Origin of the sequence: Streptomyces sp. NPDC002896 (assembly GCF_040295225.1) — a bacterium.
GTDB lineage: Bacteria > Actinomycetota > Actinomycetes > Streptomycetales > Streptomycetaceae > Streptomyces.
On record NZ_JBEOVA010000001.1, the window covers coordinates 436026 to 453582 of the forward strand.

A 17557-nucleotide genomic window follows, 5' to 3' on the forward strand; every position below is an offset into this window, starting at 1 on the left:
ACCAGATGACGGTCAAGCCGCTGTCGCTGCCCGAGCTGGTCTCGGCGTGCGTCGACCTCGGCGTGCCGGGCGTGGGCCTGTGGCGCGAACCCGTGCAGCAGTACGGCGTGGAGGCCGCCGCCAAGCTCGTACGGGACGCGGGCCTCAGCGTTACCACCCTGTGCCGGGGCGGCTTCCTCACGGCGATCGACCCCGTGGAGCGGGCGGAGGCGCTGGGCGACAACCACGCGGCGATCGACGAGGCCGCCACGCTGGGCACGGACACGCTGGTCCTGGTCTGCGGGGGGCTCCCCGCCGGCAGCAAGGACCTCCACGGGGCGCGCGAGCGCATCGCGGACGCGCTCGCCGTGCTCGCCCCGTACGCCGCGGAACGCGGGGTCCGCCTCGCGATCGAGGCGCTGCACCCGATGTACGCGTCCGACCGGTGCGTGGTCTCCACGCTCGAGCAGGCCCTCGACCTGGCCGAACGCTTCCCCGCCGAGCAGGTCGGCGTCACCGTCGACACGTACCACATCTGGTGGGACGACAAGGCGCCCGCACAGATCGCCCGGGCCGGGGCCGCGGGCCGGATCCACAGCTTCCAGCTCGCCGACTGGACGACTCCGCTGCCGGAGGGCGTCCTCAACGGCCGCGGCCAGATCGGCGACGGCGCGATCGACATGCGCGAGTGGCGGGGCTACGTCGAGGCGGCCGGGTACACCGGCCCGATCGAGGTCGAGCTCTTCAACGACGGGCTGTGGGCGCGGGACGGGAGGGAGGTCCTGGCCGAGACGGCGGAGCGGTTCGTGCGGCACGCGTGACGGGCGTCGGCGCTGCCGGATGCGCCGACAGCCCGTCAGCGTCCGTAGCGCGTCAGTAGTAACCGGTCTCGCCGTCGAGCAACTCGCGGATGGCGTCCAGGTGGCCGGCGTGCCGGGCCGTCTCCTCGATCATGTGGATGACCATCCACCGCAGGTTGGCGGCGGCCGAACGGTAGTCGGGATGGCGGCCCACCTCGTCCAGGGAGTGGGCCGCGAAGATCTCGTTGGAGACGGCGCACTGCTGCTCGTACTCCTTGAGGAGCCGGTCGAGGGGGATGCCTTCGACGCGCATGTCGGCGTCCTCCGGGTCCTCCAGGAACTGCGGGCCGTCGGCCGGCCCGCCCAGGAACAGCACCTCGAACCACATCTGTTCGGTCCACCGCAGGTGGGAGACGACGCCGGCCATCGTCATCAGCGGCGACGACGGGAGGACGGCCCGGTGCGCGTCCTCGTCCGACAAGCCCTGGCACTTCCACCGCACGATGGAACGCTGTAGGTCCAGCCAGCCGACGAGGGCGGTCCGCTCGTCCGCGGTGAAGGGGGGACGCTCATGGGAAGGCGACATGGGCGCCGACGTTACCGAGGCTCCGTCCCCCGGTGCAGCGGATTTTCCGCCGCGTCCGGCTCGTAGGGAGCGCCGGAATTTTTTTGCGATCCCGTGCAACCCTTCCCGGCGGTCGCGGGTCGTACTTGTCATCAGGGCTTCCGGTGGGGGATCTGGGGGGATCTGGGAAGTTCTGGTTTGGGGAGGGGAAACCGAGGGGGTCTGATCGACGGATCAGGCCCCCTCGAGAGATTCCCGGGCCGAATCGGCCAAGCGACGGCTCAGAGAACAAGCGGTGGTTCAGAAGAAGACGCCGCAGCGCAGCAGCACATTCGCGTACGGCCGCGCCTCGCCGGTGCGGACCACCAAGCGGGCATCCGGCGACATCGCCTTCAACTCCTCGTGGGAGACCAGCTCCAGCCCGGGGAACGACGTCTCCAGCAGCCGCGTCGCCGCCGGGTTCGCGTCCCGTACCTCGCGTGCGGCGACCGCGCCCTCCACGACCAGCTCGGCCAGCAGGCCGTCCAGCACGTCCGCGAAGGACGGGATCCCGGCCCGGAAGGCGAGATCGACGACCCTCGGGCCCGCCGGGATCGGCATGCCGACGTCGCAGACGAGGACGCCGTCGCCGTGGCCCAGTTCGGCGAGGGCACCCGACAGATGGCGGTTGAGAATTCCGGCCTTCTTCACAGCTCAGCGATCTCCTCAAGGCCCTCGAGGGACGGGAAGGACGCCTGCGCGCCCTCCTTCGTGACGGCCGCCGCACCCACGCGCACCGCGAAGGCGGCGGCCGTCGGCAGGTCCTCGCCCAGGCCGAGGCGCCAGGCCAGGGCCGCCGTGAAGGCGTCGCCTGCACCCGTGGTGTCCACGGCGGCGACGTTCACGGACGGCACGCGGACGGCCGACGCGCCGTCCGCCACCAGGGCACCCTCCGCGCCCAGCGTGATGACGACCGAGCGCGGCCCCAGGGCCAGCAGACCGTCCGCCCACTCCTCCGGAGCGTCGCCCGCCGAGCCGCCCAGGATCACGCGCGCCTCGTGCTCGTTGACGACCAGTGGATCGCAGGCGGCCAGCACCTCGGCGGGCAGCGGCGCCGGGGGAGAGGGGTTCAGTACGAAACGGCTGCCGTCGGCGAGGCCCCGTACGACCTCGGCGACCGTCTCCAGCGGGATCTCCAGCTGCGCCGAGACGACCCGCGCCGAGGCGAGCAGGGCCTTCGCGGCCCGAACATCCTCCGGCGTCAGGCGGGCGTTGGCGCCCGGCGACACCACGATGCTGTTGTCACCCGACGGATCGACCGTGATCAGCGCGACCCCGGTGGGCGCGCCACCGGTGAGGACGCCGACGGTGTCCACTCCGGCGGCGCGCTGCGAGTCCAGCAGCAGTCGTCCGTGCGCGTCGTCCCCGACCCGGGCCAGCAGGGCCGTACGGGCCCCGAGGCGGGCGGCGGCGACCGCCTGGTTCGCGCCCTTGCCGCCCGGGTGGACGGCCAGGTCGGAACCCAGCACCGTCTCACCGGGGCCGGGACGGCGGTCGACACCGATCACCAGGTCGGCATTGGCCGACCCTACGACCAGCAGGTCGTAGTCGTACATGAACCCTCTCCCTACGCAGGTCAGTTCAGCTTGCCGTCGGTTGTGCTCGCCGGCCGGTCGAGCTCGCCGGGCGGGCGGCCCGCGGACGTCGCCTCGGACCGCCCGTGGACGTCATCCGCTGAAGCCGTCCACGTTCTGCGACGTGACGACCTTCACCGGCACCTTCACCGTCTCCGCGACCGTCTTGCCCTCGGCCGCCTTCAGCGCGTTCTCGACCGCGATACGGCCGAGCTCCTTCGGCTGCTGGGCAACGGACGCGTAGAGCGTGCCCGCCTTGACCGCCGTCAGACCGTCCGGGGTGCCGTCGAAGCCGATCACCGCGACCGATGTGCCGGCCTTGCTGCCCAGCGCCTTGATCGCGCCCAGCGCCATCTCGTCGTTCTCGGCGAAGACGCCGTCCACCGCCGGGTGGGCCTGCAGCATGTTGGTCATCACGTCCAGGCCCTTGGTGCGGTCGAAGTCCGCAGGCTGCTTGGCGAGGACCTTGATGCCCGGGTAGTCCTTCAGGCCCTCGGCGAAGCCGGCGCCCCGCTCCCGGCTGGCGGACGTACCGGCCTGGCCCTGCAGGATCACGATCTCGCCCTTGCCGCCCAGCTTCTCGGCGAGCGTCTTCGCGGCGAGCTTTCCGCCCGCGACGTTGTCGGAGGCGACGAGCGCAGCCGTGTCGGCCTTGTTGACGCCTCGGTCGACGCCGATCACCGGGATGTCGGCCTTGTTCGCGGCCCGCACCGCCGGGCCCGCGGCGTCCGAGTCCACCGGGTTGACGATGATCGAACCGACGCCCTCGCTGGTGAAGTTCTGCAGCTGGTTGGCCTGCTGGGACGCGTCGTTCTGGGCGTCCGTGACGGTCAGATCGGCGCCCGCCTTCTTCGCGGCCTCCTGCGCGCCCTGCTTGATCTGTACGAAGAACGGGTTGTTGAGGGTCGACAGGGACAGGCCGAGCTTCTGGTTCGCCGGGGAGGAGCCGCTGTTGAAGAGGGACATCGCGCCCAGGACGGCCGCCACGAGGACCGCGGCGAGAGCGAACTTCACCGCCTGCGGGCCCTTCTTGCCGGAGGCACCCGTACCGGCCGCGACCGGCGTCGCACCGGCCTTGCGCCGCACCGTGTCGAGGAGCACCGCCAGCGCGATCACGACACCGATGACGACCTGCTGCCAGAACGCGGACACCGAAAGCAGGTTGAGGCCGTTGCGCAGCACCGCCAGGATCAGCGCGCCGATGAGCGTGCCGGACGCCTTGCCCGTGCCACCCGCCAGGCTGGCGCCGCCGATGACGACCGCGGCGATCGCGTCGAGCTCGTAGCCCTGCGCGGCCTGCGGCTGCGCCGAGGACAGACGGGAGGCCAGGACGATGCCCGCGGCCGCGGCGAACAGACCCGACAGCGCGTAGATCGCCAGCTTCTGCTTCTTCACACGCAGACCGGAGAGGCGGGCCGCCTCCTCGTTGCCGCCGATCGCGTACATGGAGCGCCCGATGTACGTACGGCCCAGGATCACGGCCGTGATCAGACCCATCACGATCATGATGAGGACCGGGACGGGCAGCCATCCGCCGAGCGTGTCACCGAGGTGCGAGACCGAGTCGGGGAAGGCGATCGGGCTGCCCTGGGAGATCACCAGGGACAGACCGCGGCCCACCGACAGCATGGCCAGGGTCGCGATGAACGGGGGCAGCTTGCCGTACGAGATCAGGACGCCGTTGACCAGGCCGCAGGCGATGCCTGTGGCGATCGCGAGGATCACCGCGATCCAGACCGGCAGGCCCTCCGAAGTGGCCGTCCAGGCAAGAACGGTGGCCGACAGGGCGGCGACGGAGCCGACCGACAGGTCGATGCCCGCCGAGACGATCACGAAGGTCACGCCGAAGGCGAGGATGGCCGTCACGGCCGCCTGGACGCCGACGTTCAGCAGGTTCTGGGTGGTCAGGAAGTCGCCGGAGAGCAGCGACATCGCGATGACCAGGACGATCAGGGCGCTTAGTGCGCCGTTGTCGAGCAGGAGGCGGCGGACCGCCGAGGCGCCACTCGCGCCCGTTGTTCTCTTGAGCGTGTCAGTGGCCACGGGGGGCCTCCTTTTCGGTGTTGCTGCTGTTCGTGCTGACGGCGAGCGCCATGACCGCGTCCTGGGTGGCCTCGTCCGCGGCGAGTTCGCCCGCGATCCGGCCCTGGGCCATGACCAGCACGCGGTCGCTCATGCCGAGCACCTCGGGCAGGTCGCTGGAGATCATCAGGACGGCGGCGCCCGCGGCCGTCAGTTCGTTGACGAGCTGGTAGATCTCGACCTTGGCGCCGACGTCGATGCCGCGCGTCGGCTCGTCGAGGATCAGCACCTTGGTGTCCGCAAGCAGCCACTTGCCGATGACGACCTTCTGCTGGTTGCCGCCGGACAGGGTGCGGACGTGCTGGCCGAGGCCCGCCATACGGACGCCGAGCTTCTCGGCGATCCGGGCGGCCGCGGTGCGCTGGGCCTTGCGGTCGACCAGCCCGCCGCGGGTCGCGGCACGCATCGTGACCAGGCCCAGGTTCTCCTCGACGGAGGCGTCGAGGACGAGGCCCTGCGCCTTGCGGTCCTCGGGGATCAGGCCGATGCCGGCGGTCATGGCCGCGTTCACGTCGTGGCGCGGCACCTGAGCGCCCGCGACGTGCACCGAGCCCGTGTCGTACGGGTCGGCGCCGAAGACCGCGCGGACGACCTCCGTACGCCCGGCCCCCACGAGCCCCGCGATGCCGACGACCTCACCGGCCCGCACCTCGAAGCTCACGTCGTGGAAGACGCCGTTCCGGGTCAGCCCGCTGACGGACAGCAGGGCCTCGCCGGCGTCGGCACGCGCGCGTGGGTACTGCTGCTCGATGCTGCGGCCCACCATCAGCCGTACGAGCTCGTCCTCCGGGGTCGAGGCGGGCACCTGGCCGACGCTCTTGCCGTCGCGGATGACGGTCACGCGGTCGCCGAGTGCGGCGATCTCCTCGAGGTGGTGCGTGATGAAGACGATGCCTACGCCGTCCTCGCGCAGCTGCCGCACGATCCGGAAGAGCTTGTCGACCTCTTCGGAGGTGAGGACGGCGGTCGGCTCGTCCATGATCAGCACGCGCGCGTCGAGGCTGAGCGCCTTGGCGATCTCCACCATCTGTAGCCGCGCGATGCCGAGTTCACGCACCCGCGCGCGGGGGGAGACGTTCACGCCGACCCGCTCGAGGAGTACGGCGGCGTCGGCCTCCATCCTCTTCCGGTCGATCATCCCGAAGCGGCGCGGCTGACGGCCCAGGAAGATGTTCTCGGCCACCGTCAGATCGGGGACCAGGTTGAACTCCTGGTAGATCGTGGCGATACCGAGCCGTTCGGCGTCCTGCGCGCCGTGGATGCGGACCTCCTCGCCGTCCACCAGGACGCGGCCGGAGTCCGGGCGGTAGGCGCCGGAGAGCATTTTGATGAGGGTGCTCTTGCCCGCGCCGTTCTCGCCGAGCAGGACATGCACTTCGCCGCGGCGCAGATCGAAGTCGACGCCGTCGAGCGCGACGACGCCGGGGAACGTCTTGCGTATCCCTTCGATACGCAGCAACTCGTCCGGGTTGCTCACGTGGTGCTCCTTCATGCTGGGGAGTTCTCGCCGCAGGAGCGGCGTACGACGAGACGGGCGGGAAGGGTGACCGACTCGGGAGGGCGGCCCTCGATGCGGTCGACCAGAGCGCGGACCGCGGCGCGGCCCAGTTCGCCGGTCGGCTGGGCGATCGCCGTGATCGGCGGGTCGGTGTGCACGAACCACGGGATGTCGTCGAACGCGGCCAGCCCGATGTCCTGGGGAACGCGCAGCCCGCGCGCGCGGATCGCGTCCAGCGCGCCGAGTGCCATCAGGTTGTCCGCGGCGAAGACGACGTCGGGCGGCTCGGGCAGCGCGAGGAACGCCTCGGTGACGCGGCGTCCGCTGTCGGCCTGGAAGTCGCCCTGCCCTATCAGCTCGTCGGGCAGCGGAAGCCCGTGCTCGCGCAGCGCCTCGCGGAAGGCCTCGACGCGCTCGCTGCCGGTTGTGGTGGCGGCCGGACCCGCGATGATCGCGAGCCTGCGGTGCCCGAGCCCGTGCAGATGGCTGACCAGATCCCGCACGGCCTGACGTCCGTCGGCTCGTACGACGGGTACGTCGACCCCGGCGATCCAGCGGTCGACGAACACCATCGGCGTGCCCGCCCGCGCCGCCTCCAGCATGAGCGGGGAGCCGCCGTCGGTGGGGGAGACCAGCAGCCCGTCGATACGGCGGTCGAGCAGCGTACGGACGTGATGGTCCTGCAGCTCGGGCCGCTCGTCGGCGTTCCCGATGATGACGCTGTAGCCGAGCGCGCGGGCCGCCTCCTCCACGGAGCGGGCCAGTTCCGTGAAGTACGGGTTGAGTACGTCGCTGATGACCAGGCCGAGGGTGCGGGTCTGGTCGGTGCGCAGGGACCGGGCGACGGCGTTCGGACGGTAGCCGAGCGTCTCGACGGCGGCCAGGACGCGGGAGCGGGCTTCGGGGCTTACCGACGGGTGGCTGTTGAGCACACGGGACACCGTGGCGACGGACACGCCCGCCTCGGCAGCAACGTCCTTGATGCTCGCCATCGCGGTTCCACCTCCTCGTGGAATCGATTACACGGAGGATTGGAATCGATTACACGAGCGGAGGGCAAGACCTGAATGAACGCCGAGATCGGATCGTGATAGATCGTCGCTCAGATGAGCGGACGAGGGTTCGAGGCCCGGGCGCTGGTGGGAGTCGGCCCGTGGGGGCCGGCGCGAAGACGGTGCTGAGGTGGTGAACTCACCGATCCATCACCCCGATGAACACTTCATCGGCTTGGGCCCGGCCGGTTGACGCCGCTGAGCCCCAGCCGACGGCTGTGGCTCAGCCGGGGGGCCTCACTGTCACCCCCCGGCGATACCGTCGGATCATGGCGAGTCGAGGGGCAGGCGGCGCGGAGAGTGGGCCGCGCATGGCGGTGTTCGAGGGGGTCCTCGAGCGGATCACGTACGCCAACGAAGAGAACGGCTACACGGTCGCAAGGGTCGACACCGGCCGCGGCGGCGGCGACCTGCTCACGGTCGTCGGCTCGCTGCTGGGCGCCCAGGTGGGGGAGTCGCTGCGGATGGAAGGCCGCTGGGGCTCCCACCCGCAGTACGGACGCCAGTTCACGGTGGAGAACTACACGACGGTGCTGCCCGCGACCGTCCAGGGCATCCGCCGCTATCTGGGATCCGGGCTGGTCAAGGGCATCGGACCGGTCTTCGCGGACCGGATCACGCAGCACTTCGGGCTGGACACGCTGAAGATCATCGAGGAGGAGCCCAAGCGCCTCATCGAGGTGCCCGGCCTCGGCCCCAAGCGGACGAAGAAGATCGCCGACGCCTGGGAGGAGCAGAAGGCGATCAAGGAGGTCATGCTCTTCCTCCAGACCGTCGAGGTGTCGACGTCCATCGCGGTCCGGATCTACAAGAAGTACGGCGACGCGTCGATCTCGGTCGTCAAGAACGAGCCGTACCGGCTGGCCGCCGACGTCTGGGGCATCGGCTTCCTCACGGCCGACCGGATCGCCCAGTCCGTCGGCATCCCGCACGACAGCCCGGAGCGCGTCAAAGCGGGCATGCAGTATGCGCTGTCGCAGTCCACGGACCAGGGCCACTGCTATCTGCCCGAGGAGAAGCTCATCGCGGACGCGGTGAAGCTGCTCCAGGTGGACACGGGCCTGGTGATCGACTGCCTGGCCGAGCTCGCGGCCGACGAGGAGGGCGTGGTACGGGAGCAGATCCCGGCGCCGGACGGAGGCGGAGAGACGGTCACCGCCGTCTACCTCGTCCCCTTCCACCGCGCGGAGGTCTCCCTCTCCGCCCAGCTCCTGCGCCTGCTGAACACCGGTGACGACCGGCTGCCCGCCTTCCAGGACGTCGCCTGGGACAAGGCCCTGTCCTGGCTCGCGGACCGTACGGGCGCGGAGCTCGCCCCCGAGCAGGAGGCCGCTGTACGGCTCGCCCTGACCCGTAAGGTCGCCGTGCTCACGGGCGGCCCCGGCTGCGGCAAGTCCTTCACGGTCCGCTCGATCGTCGAGCTGGCCCGCGCCAAGCGCGCCAAGGTGGTGCTCGCCGCCCCGACGGGCCGTGCCGCCAAGCGCCTTGCCGAGCTCACGGGCGCCGAGGCGTCCACGGTGCACCGGCTGCTCGAGCTCAAGCCCGGCGGCGACGCGGCGTACGACCGGGACCGGCCCCTGGACGCGGACCTGGTCGTGGTCGACGAGGCCTCCATGCTCGATCTGCTGCTCGCCAACAAGCTGGCCAAGGCCGTGCCGCCGGGCGCCCATCTGCTCTTCGTCGGCGACGTCGACCAGCTGCCCAGCGTCGGCGCCGGCGAGGTGCTGCGCGATCTGCTCAGCGACGGCAGCCCCGTCCCTGCGGTCCGCCTGACCCGTATCTTCCGCCAGGCCCAGCAGTCCGGCGTGGTCACCAACGCCCACCGCATCAATTCGGGCATACCGCCCGTCACGCAGGGCTTGAAGGACTTCTTCCTCTTCGTCGAGGACGACACGGAGGCCGCCGGCCGCCTCACGGTGGACGTGGCGGCCCGACGCATCCCCGCCACCTTCGGCCTGGACCCGCGCCGCGACGTGCAGGTCCTGGCCCCGATGCACCGCGGCCCGGCGGGGGCGGGCAACCTGAACGGCCTGCTGCAGCAGGCCATCACACCGGCCCGTCCCGAGCTGGCCGAGAAGCGTTTCGGCGGCCGTGTCTTCCGCGTCGGCGACAAGGTCACCCAGATTCGCAACAATTATGAGAAGGGGCGCAACGGCGTCTTCAACGGCACGGTCGGCGTGGTCACCTCGCTCAACCTGGACGACCAGCGCCTGACGGTGCTGACGGACGAGGACGAGGAGGTTCCGTACGACTTCGACGAGCTCGACGAGCTGGCGCACGCCTACGCGGTGACCATCCACCGGTCCCAGGGCAGCGAGTATCCGGCGGTGGTGGTCCCGGTCACCACGGGCGCATGGATGATGCTGCAGCGGAACCTGCTCTACACCGCGGTGACCCGCGCCAAGAAGCTGGTCGTGCTGGTCGGTTCGCGCAGGGCGCTCGGTCAGGCGGTGCGCACGGTGTCGGCCGGAAGGCGCTGCACGGCCCTGGACTTCCGCCTCTCGGGCCGCTGAGAGCCGCGGGGCCGGGCGGGGCAGAACACCCGACAAGCGGATCCTGGCTCCCACAGGCGACCGGACCGAGGCGATACGTTTCTGCTGAGACTCTTCACCCAAAAGCACCCGTTCCGACCGGCCCAACGGCCGCGGAACCAAAGGCATACAGAATTTTGATCGATCAAACGAGTCGCAAAGGTCACACAACACTTCCAGAAGCAGGGCGAAGGGGGCAGGATGAGCAGGTTGGCGGCACTCAGTGCCGCCGACAGCCCCAACGGTCGACCCCGAGTGCACTCTCCTGAGCCAAATGGGGGATGGTAGAGACAGTCAGGGCACCTCGAAGATGAGGCACTACGTCGGTGAGGGATGACGTGAGCGACAACTCTGTAGTACTGCGGTACGGCGATGGCGAGTACACCTACCCGGTGATCGACAGCACCGTCGGCGACAAGGGCTTCGACATCGGGAAGCTCCGCGCCCAGACCGGTCTGGTGACCCTGGACAGCGGGTACGGCAACACCGCCGCATATAAATCCGCGATCACCTATCTGGACGGCGAGGAGGGCATCCTCCGGTACCGCGGCTACCCGATCGAGCAGCTGGCCGAGCGCTCCACCTTCCTTGAGGTGGCGTATCTGCTGATCAACGGCGAGCTCCCGAACGTCGACGAGCTGGCCGTCTTCAAGAACGACATCACGCAGCACACCCTGCTGCACGAGGACGTCAAGAACTTCTACCGCGGCTTCCCGCGCGACGCCCACCCGATGGCGATGCTTTCCTCGGTGGTCTCCGCGCTGTCCACCTTCTACCAGGACAGCCACAACCCGTTCGACGAGACGCAGCGCAACCTCTCCACGATCCGGCTGCTCGCCAAGCTTCCGACGATCGCGGCGTACGCGTACAAGAAGTCGATCGGCCACCCGTTCGTCTACCCGCGCAACGATCTCGGCTACGTCGAGAACTTCCTGCGCATGACCTTCTCGGTCCCGGCCCAGGAGTACGAGCTCGACCCGGTCGTGGTCTCGGCGCTCGACAAGCTGCTGATCCTGCACGCGGACCACGAGCAGAACTGTTCGACCTCCACCGTGCGTCTGGTCGGCTCCTCGCAGGCGAACATGTTCGCCTCGATCTCCGCCGGCATCTCCGCCCTGTGGGGCCCGCTGCACGGTGGCGCCAACCAGTCGGTGCTGGAGATGCTCGAGGGCATCCAGGCCTCCGGCGGCGACGTCGACTCCTTCATCCGCAAGGTGAAGAACAAGGAGGACGGCGTCCGCCTGATGGGCTTCGGCCACAGGGTCTACAAGAACTTCGACCCGCGCGCGAAGATCATCAAGGCCGCCGCGCACGATGTCCTGTCGGCCCTCGGCAAGTCCGACGAGCTGCTCGACATCGCGCTCAAGCTGGAGGAGCACGCGCTCTCCGACGACTACTTCGTCTCGCGCAGCCTCTACCCGAACGTGGACTTCTACACCGGTCTGATCTACCGGGCCATGGGCTTCCCGACCGAGATGTTCACCGTGCTCTTCGCGCTCGGCCGCCTCCCCGGCTGGATCGCCCAGTGGCACGAGATGATCAAGGAGCCGGGTTCCCGCATCGGCCGCCCGCGCCAGATCTACACGGGCGAGGTCCTGCGCGACTTCGTCCCGGTCGAGGGGCGCTGACCGGCTCCCCGCGCTGAGCGGCTCCCGCACCGTATGCGGAAAGCGCCCCGCTACCAGTCCCCCCACGGGCCGGTAGGCGGGGCGCTTTCCTGTGTCCCGGTGCGGATTCCCCCCACGGGATCCGGCCGGGCGTCTATAGGGGCAGCGCCAGCTGCGTCAGGTGTCGCAGGCTCTGTCAGTGCAGGGAACCCGTCGATACCTGTTGCGGTCCGCCGGGACGCGTACGCACGGGAGGGCCGCTCAAAGCTCCCCGGTGCACGTGTCCCGGCCAACGCTCCCCACGGCCGCTGTGCGCCGTGGGGTACTACCTCCATCCGGGAACGTCCCCCAAGACGTCCCCCCGATGACAGAAACGCCCCCCAAGACGTCCCTGGCATCGCTCTCTTAGACTCACGAGCCTCTTCGATGGTTACGTTCGGACCGCTGTGATCTGCATCTCTTGCACATCTCTTCTGCCTGCGCAAGAGCATCGATACGGCAATCCAGGGCCAAGCGTAAGGATGTTGGAGGGGCTCTGTGAAGACCTGATGAGACCTTACCGGCGGGTTCACAGCGAGTTCTTACTCGGGGGCGGCGCGGACGAGGGATGCCGGTGCGGCGAAGGCGGACGAAACCGGCGCACCGGCGCAGGCGGGCAGGCCCGGGCAGACAGGTCGGCCGCCCGGCGCTAGCGTGCGGGCGGTGAGCGCACGACCGCCCACCCGCGGCAGGGCGATGCGGCCGGGCGCCGGACCGGACGGAAGGACTGGCAGGACGATGCGGGCAGTGGTGTTCGAGCGGTACGGGGAGCCGGCCGAGGTGCGGGACGTGGCGGACCCGGTGCCCTCGCCCCACGGAGTGGTCGTCCGGGTCGAGGCCACCGGGCTGTGCCGCAGCGACTGGCACGGCTGGATGGGGCACGACCCGGACATCACGCTTCCCCATGTGCCTGGCCATGAACTCGCCGGCGTCGTCGAGGCGGTGGGCGACCGGGTGGCGCACTGGCGGCCCGGCGACCGCGTCACCGTCCCGTTCGTCTGTGCCTGCGGCAGCTGCGCCGCCTGCGCGGAGGGCGACCAGCAGGTGTGCGAGCGGCAGACCCAGCCCGGCTTCACCCACTGGGGCTCCTTCGCGCAGTACGTCGCGCTGGAGCATGCCGACGTCAACCTGGTCGCGGTGCCGGAGGAGATGTCGTTCGTGACGGCGGCCGCGCTGGGCTGCCGGTTCGCGACCGCGTTCCGCGCCGTCGTCGCGCAGGGCAGGGTGGCGCCGGGCCAGTGGGTCGCCGTGCACGGATGCGGCGGAGTGGGGCTGTCGGCCGTGATGATCGCGGCGGCCTCCGGTGCGCGGGTCGTGGCCGTCGACATATCGCCCCAGGCGCTCGATCTCGCGCGCAAGTTGGGCGCCGCGGAATGCGTCGACGCCTCGGCGGCCGGAGACGTCGCCGGGGCGGTGCGCGAACTGACCGGCGGCGGCGCCCATGTGTCGCTGGACGCCCTCGGGTCACCCGCGACCTGCGCGGCCTCGGTGGGCAGTCTTCGGCGCCGCGGCCGGCACATCCAGGTCGGGCTGCTCCCGTCCGCTGCCGGCGACCCGGTCGTGCCGATGTCTCGCGTCATCGCCCTGGAGCTGGAGGTCCTCGGCAGTCACGGCATGCCCGCCCACGCGTACGCCCCGATGCTGGAGCTGGTGCGCGCGGGCGCGGTGCGCCCCGACCTCCTGGTCACCTCCACGATCCCGCTGTCGGCGGCCCCGTCTGCTCTGGCCGCGATGGGCGCGGCGCCGGGCGCGGGGGTCACGGTCATCGAACCGCAGCGGTGAGAGCCGGGCCCGGCCCGGAACGGTGGGCCGGCAGGAGAGGCGGGGGCACGGCAGGTCAATCGGTTCTGCGGTGCCGGTTGCCGGGCCGGGAGGCCACCCAGGCGCGCACGGTGTCCGCGTACCAGAAGGGCTTGCCGCTCTCGACATGGTCGGGTGGCGGCAGCAGCCCGTGCTTGCGATAGGACCGGACGGTGTCCGGCTGCACCTTGATGTGCGCGGCGATCTCCTTGTACGACCAGAGCCTTCGGTCGGTCATCAGTGCACCTCCCTGCGAGCGTCGCGACGGCGGCGGGGGCCGTCGGGGGCTGGACGCGACGCTGGCGATCACTCAACCTGTGTCTGGTGAACGACGGTGAGTGATCACGGGAGAACAGCTGTGGATCGCATGTGACACAACGCATGCGAACGCGGGACATGTGTGACAGAAGAGAGGCATTCGTAACGCGCCCGACGCACAACGTAAGTGAGACGCGACAAATGCGGCGTTACACGGCGGCCGGGCATGCGTAGTGGACCGGACCCTTCCCCAAGCTCTCGGCTGCTCCCCCAGTGCCTTAAGGGCCTGGGAGGTGCCCCCAGAGCAGGGGATACCCCAATCGCCGGTTCCGGTCCACCGCTCCCCGCTGCCCTCCGAATCCCCCCGGTCAGAGAGCTGGAAGGCCCCAGGGTGCCGTCAGCGCAGCCTGCCGGTCTTGGAGAAATGCGCACTTCCCCCCGATGACAGCACCAGGCTCGTGGCCTCGCCGGTGAGCCGGTCCGTGCTGGGCGGTCCCGACCGCTGCGGCCCCCGTCGGTTGCGGGCCGCGGTGAACTCGGCCGGTGTGCAGCCGGTCATCACCCTGAACTCGCCGCTGAGATGCGCCTGGTCGTAGAAGCCGCAGGCCGCTGCCGTCTCCGCCTGACTGTGTCCGGCCACGAGCATCCGCCGCGCGCGCTGCAGCCGCAGTACCCGCGCGGCCGCCTTGGGCCCGAGGCCGATCTGCTCCCGGAAGCGGTTCTCCAACTGGCGTACGCTCCAGCCGACCTCGTGGGCGAGGCGGCTGACGGGGATGGTGCCCCCGGTACGGACGAGCGCGTTCCAGGCCCCGACGATCCGGGGCGAACAGGGTGTCGCGGCATCCGCACAGCGGGCCAGGGCCTCGTCCAGCAGGGCGAACCGGGCGCTCCAGGTGCTCAGCCCGGCCAGTGCGGAGACGAGTTCGGCGATGCTGCCCCAGCCGGCGAGCCCTCGCGGCCTGTCGAGGTCGTACGGGTCGACGTGCTGGTTGGCCAGCTCGTGCTGTGCGATGCCGAAGAGCGAGAACGCGGCCCAGGGCGCGAGCAGGACCGAGACACCCGACAGCCGCCCCTGGTGCTCGCCGACGGCGGGCACCGTGCCCAGCCCCGCGCACACCGAGACGAGGGAGACGGCGGGACGTCTCGCGGTGGAGATCCGCACCGGCTCCTCGAAGCCGAGCATCAGCGTGACCGCGCCGATGGGCGTCTCCAGCCTGCGCCGCGGATGCTCGAGGTTGAACCGGAACCCGCGATAGCTGATCACGCCCGGCCGCAGCCGCGGGTGGGGCAGGGCCCATGCGGCTTCCCAGGTGCTGGCGGCGTTGACCGGCTGTGGCGCCACGGCCGGCCCCCTCCCCGTCGTCATGGCGGTCAGCTTTCCGGCCGCCGGAGAAAAGTGTCAAGACGGTAAGGATGTCAGGACAATGCATTGACAGGGTGCATGGATGCGACTAAACCCAGACTGCGAGACCCCGTCCCATCCCCACTCCTCACGAATCGGCCGACGCCGCCCGCCGCTCCGACGCTCTCGACGCTCCTCCGAGAGGCGTTCGTACGGTGCACGCAGAGTGCCGGATCCTTGAACTGCCGGGCCAGGCAGGCGTGTTCAGCAGAGGTCGACGACCTTGCCCACACGCACCGCTCGACGCCCTGCACCGATCGCCTCCGGCGCGGAGGCCGCTTCGCCCTGGCAGGAGCGAAGCGCGAGCGCCGACTCCCCGCCCGCCACGCCCCCGCGCCGGAGGTTCAGTTCGGAGCTGCCGGTATCTGCAGCTGCCCGTGTCTGCGCCGGGCGCTCCATGTGTCTACGCCGACCCCGAAATGGCAGACACAGTGTCCGGCGCGCTCCCCGCTCTCGCGTGGTGGGATGAGGGCGTGGCCGAGGCCGGGACCCGCACGCCGGCCACGGAAGCCCACAAGGAGTACGACCGGGACGTCAGGGCCCGACGCCGCCGTCTGTGAAGGTAGGGATCTTGTCATGACGAAGACCGTGAACCACTGGATCGGCGGGAAGACCGTCGAGGGTACGTCGGGTACGTACGGCCCGGTCACCGATCCCGCGACCGGCGCCGTCACCACGCAGGTCGCCTTCGCCACCGTCGACGAGGTGGACGCCGCGGTCGGCGCGGCCAAGGCGGCGTACGCGACCTGGGGCACGTCGTCGCTCGCGCAGCGCACCGCGATCCTGTTCAGGTTCCGCGCGCTGCTGGACGCCAACCGCGACGCGATCGCCGAGCTGATCACCGCCGAGCACGGCAAGGTCCACTCGGACGCGCTGGGGGAGGTGGCCCGCGGTCTGGAGATCGTCGAGCTGGCCTGCGGCATCACCACGCAGCTGAAGGGCGAGCTGTCGACCCAGGTGTCCAACCGGGTCGACGTCTCCGCGATCCGGCAGCCGCTGGGCGTCGTCGCCGGCATCACGCCGTTCAACTTCCCGGCCATGGTGCCGATGTGGATGTTCCCGATGGCCATCGCGTGCGGCAACACGTTCGTGCTGAAGCCGAGCGAGAAGGACCCGTCGGCCTCTATGAAGGTCGCCGAGCTGCTCGCGGAGGCCGGCCTGCCGGACGGCGTGTTCAACGTCGTGCACGGCGACAAGGTGGCCGTGGACCGGCTGCTCGAACACCCGGACGTCGCGGCCGTGTCCTTCGTCGGCTCGACTCCGATCGCCCGCTACATCCACACCACGGCCTCCGCGAACGGCAAGCGCGTCCAGGCCCTCGGCGGCGCCAAGAACCACATGCTGGTGCTGCCCGACGCCGACCTTGACGCCGCCGCAGACGCCGCGGTCTCGGCCGCGTACGGCTCCGCGGGCGAGCGCTGCATGGCCATCTCGGCCGTCGTCGCGGTCGGTTCGACCGGTGACGAACTCGTCGCGAAGATCAAGGAGCGCGCCGAGAAGATCAAGATCGGCCCGGGCAACGAGCCGGAGTCCGAGATGGGCCCCCTCATCACGGCCGCGCACCGCGACAAGGTCGCCTCGTATGTGAAGGGCGCCACCGACCAGGGCGCCGAGGTGGTGCTCGACGGCACCGGCTACACCGTGCCCGGCTTCGAGAACGGCCACTGGATCGGCCTGTCCCTGCTCGACAAGGTGCCGACGGACGCCGACGCCTATCAGGACGAGATCTTCGGCCCGGTGCTGTGCGTACTGCGCGTCGACACGTACGAGGAGGGCGTCGAGCTGATCAACGCCTCGCCGTTCGGCAACGGCACCGCGATCTTCACCCGGGACGGCGGCGCCGCCCGCCGCTTCCAGCTGGAGATCGAGGCGGGCATGGTCGGCGTGAACGTGCCGATCCCCGTGCCCGTCGGCTACCACTCCTTCGGTGGCTGGAAGGACTCGCTCTTCGGCGACCACCACATCTACGGCAACGACGGGACGCACTTCTACACCCGCGGCAAGGTCGTCACAACCCGCTGGCCGGACCCGTCGGAGGCCCCGGCCGGCGTGGACCTCGGGTTCCCGCGCAACCACTGACCGCCTGCCGTCGGCCCTGTGCGGGCGTCCGTATTCCGGACGCCCGCACAAGTTTTTTGTGGCCGTGGCTACGGTTCCCGTACAGAGTCGGCTAATCGGGCGCCGCAGGCGAAGAGCCGCTTCCTCCTTGGAAACTCACGCCCGGGCGACTGCCCCGCCGTGGGTGCGCAGGGATCTGGATCACACGATCGCTGCGGAATCCGAAGGAAAACGACCGTTGACGCTGCGGTTTCCGCAAGGGTTCGATGACGC

The 17557-nt window shown here is 70.3% G+C and carries 14 protein-coding genes; 6 read left to right on the top strand and 8 right to left on the bottom strand.

Translation table 11 applies throughout. From position 1 onward, the window contains the following. Window positions 1-5 precede the first annotated feature (5 nt). Window positions 6-800 (top strand): sugar phosphate isomerase/epimerase family protein, encoded by a 795-nt coding sequence (locus tag ABT009_RS01780; protein WP_351288615.1) that lies wholly within the window; start codon window positions 6-8, stop codon window positions 798-800. A gap of 52 nt (window positions 801-852) precedes the next feature. Here the strand turns inward: ABT009_RS01780 and ABT009_RS01785 are convergent, their stop codons facing one another. The 6 genes from ABT009_RS01785 to ABT009_RS01810 all read right to left on the bottom strand — a co-directional run bounded on the left by ABT009_RS01785 (window position 853) and on the right by ABT009_RS01810 (window position 7529). Next, a complete protein-coding gene (locus ABT009_RS01785; RefSeq protein ID WP_351288372.1) occupies window positions 853-1365 on the bottom strand; it encodes a DinB family protein in 513 nt (170 codons plus the stop codon). Window positions 1366-1644: 279 nt separating this feature from the next. After that, window positions 1645-2034 (bottom strand): D-ribose pyranase, encoded by a 390-nt coding sequence (rbsD, locus tag ABT009_RS01790; protein WP_351288375.1) that lies wholly within the window; start codon window positions 2032-2034, stop codon window positions 1645-1647. Continuing rightward, the gene (locus ABT009_RS01795; protein ID WP_351288378.1) at window positions 2031-2939 is read right to left on the bottom strand and encodes a ribokinase; all 909 of its coding nucleotides are present in this window, start codon (window positions 2937-2939) and stop codon (window positions 2031-2033) included. Before ABT009_RS01795 ends, rbsD begins: the two co-directional genes overlap by 4 nt. 111 nt (window positions 2940-3050) lie before the next feature. Next, window positions 3051-5000, bottom strand: a complete 1950-nt coding sequence (locus ABT009_RS01800) for an ABC transporter permease/substrate-binding protein (RefSeq protein ID WP_351288380.1) — start codon at window positions 4998-5000, stop codon at window positions 3051-3053. After that, window positions 4990-6516, bottom strand: a complete 1527-nt coding sequence (locus tag ABT009_RS01805; RefSeq protein WP_351288383.1) for a sugar ABC transporter ATP-binding protein — start codon at window positions 6514-6516, stop codon at window positions 4990-4992. Before ABT009_RS01805 ends, ABT009_RS01800 begins: the two co-directional genes overlap by 11 nt. Before the next feature lie 11 nt (window positions 6517-6527). Continuing rightward, window positions 6528-7529, bottom strand: coding sequence for a LacI family DNA-binding transcriptional regulator (locus tag ABT009_RS01810; RefSeq protein ID WP_351288386.1), 1002 nt, complete (start codon window positions 7527-7529; stop codon window positions 6528-6530). Between the two features lie 329 nt (window positions 7530-7858). Here ABT009_RS01810 and recD2 point away from each other — a divergent pair, with 329 nt between their 5' ends. The 3 genes from recD2 (at window position 7859) to ABT009_RS01825 (ending at window position 13548) form a co-directional block, all read left to right on the top strand. Next, entirely contained in the window at window positions 7859-10102 is a 2244-nt protein-coding gene (gene recD2, locus ABT009_RS01815) for an SF1B family DNA helicase RecD2 (protein ID WP_351288388.1), read from the top strand. A 356-nt stretch (window positions 10103-10458) separates the two neighbouring features. Beyond that, on the top strand, window positions 10459-11748 hold the full coding sequence (locus ABT009_RS01820) for a citrate synthase (protein WP_351288390.1): 1290 nt from the start codon (window positions 10459-10461) through the stop codon (window positions 11746-11748). A 756-nt stretch (window positions 11749-12504) separates the two neighbouring features. Then, window positions 12505-13548 carry a zinc-dependent alcohol dehydrogenase family protein gene (locus tag ABT009_RS01825; protein WP_351288392.1) on the top strand — a complete coding sequence of 348 codons (1044 nt, stop codon included), beginning with the start codon at window positions 12505-12507 and terminating at the stop codon, window positions 13546-13548. A gap of 55 nt (window positions 13549-13603) precedes the next feature. Here ABT009_RS01825 and ABT009_RS01830 read toward each other — a convergent pair whose 3' ends face one another. Both ABT009_RS01830 and ABT009_RS01835 read right to left on the bottom strand, forming a co-directional pair. Then, a complete protein-coding gene (locus ABT009_RS01830; protein WP_067280795.1) occupies window positions 13604-13804 on the bottom strand; it encodes a helix-turn-helix transcriptional regulator in 201 nt (66 codons plus the stop codon). Between the two features lie 417 nt (window positions 13805-14221). Beyond that, window positions 14222-15166, bottom strand: a complete 945-nt coding sequence (locus tag ABT009_RS01835) for a helix-turn-helix domain-containing protein (RefSeq protein WP_351288394.1) — start codon at window positions 15164-15166, stop codon at window positions 14222-14224. 479 nt (window positions 15167-15645) lie between these two features. On the opposite strand from ABT009_RS01835, the gene ABT009_RS01840 reads away from it, so the two are divergent. After that, window positions 15646-15786, top strand: a complete 141-nt coding sequence (locus tag ABT009_RS01840) for a hypothetical protein (RefSeq protein WP_351288396.1) — start codon at window positions 15646-15648, stop codon at window positions 15784-15786. Between the two features lie 16 nt (window positions 15787-15802). After that, entirely contained in the window at window positions 15803-17305 is a 1503-nt protein-coding gene (gene mmsA, locus ABT009_RS01845) for a CoA-acylating methylmalonate-semialdehyde dehydrogenase (protein ID WP_351288398.1), read from the top strand. Window positions 17306-17557 lie beyond the last annotated feature (252 nt).

What these genes read in the sequence shown, in the direction of transcription:
- ABT009_RS01780 (WP_351288615.1), top strand. Translation starts at nt 6, where the DNA reads ATGACGGTCAAGCCGCTGTCGCTGCCCGAGCTGGTCTCGGCGTGCGTC.
- ABT009_RS01785 (WP_351288372.1), bottom strand. Translation starts at nt 1,365, where the DNA reads ATGTCGCCTTCCCATGAGCGTCCCCCCTTCACCGCGGACGAGCGGACC.
- ABT009_RS01795 (WP_351288378.1), bottom strand. Translation starts at nt 2,939, where the DNA reads ATGTACGACTACGACCTGCTGGTCGTAGGGTCGGCCAATGCCGACCTG.
- ABT009_RS01810 (WP_351288386.1), bottom strand. Translation starts at nt 7,529, where the DNA reads ATGGCGAGCATCAAGGACGTTGCTGCCGAGGCGGGCGTGTCCGTCGCC.
- recD2 (WP_351288388.1), top strand. Translation starts at nt 7,859, where the DNA reads ATGGCGAGTCGAGGGGCAGGCGGCGCGGAGAGTGGGCCGCGCATGGCG.
- ABT009_RS01825 (WP_351288392.1), top strand. Translation starts at nt 12,505, where the DNA reads ATGCGGGCAGTGGTGTTCGAGCGGTACGGGGAGCCGGCCGAGGTGCGG.
- ABT009_RS01830 (WP_067280795.1), bottom strand. Translation starts at nt 13,804, where the DNA reads ATGACCGACCGAAGGCTCTGGTCGTACAAGGAGATCGCCGCGCACATC.
- ABT009_RS01840 (WP_351288396.1), top strand. Translation starts at nt 15,646, where the DNA reads ATGGCAGACACAGTGTCCGGCGCGCTCCCCGCTCTCGCGTGGTGGGAT.
- mmsA (WP_351288398.1), top strand. Translation starts at nt 15,803, where the DNA reads ATGACGAAGACCGTGAACCACTGGATCGGCGGGAAGACCGTCGAGGGT.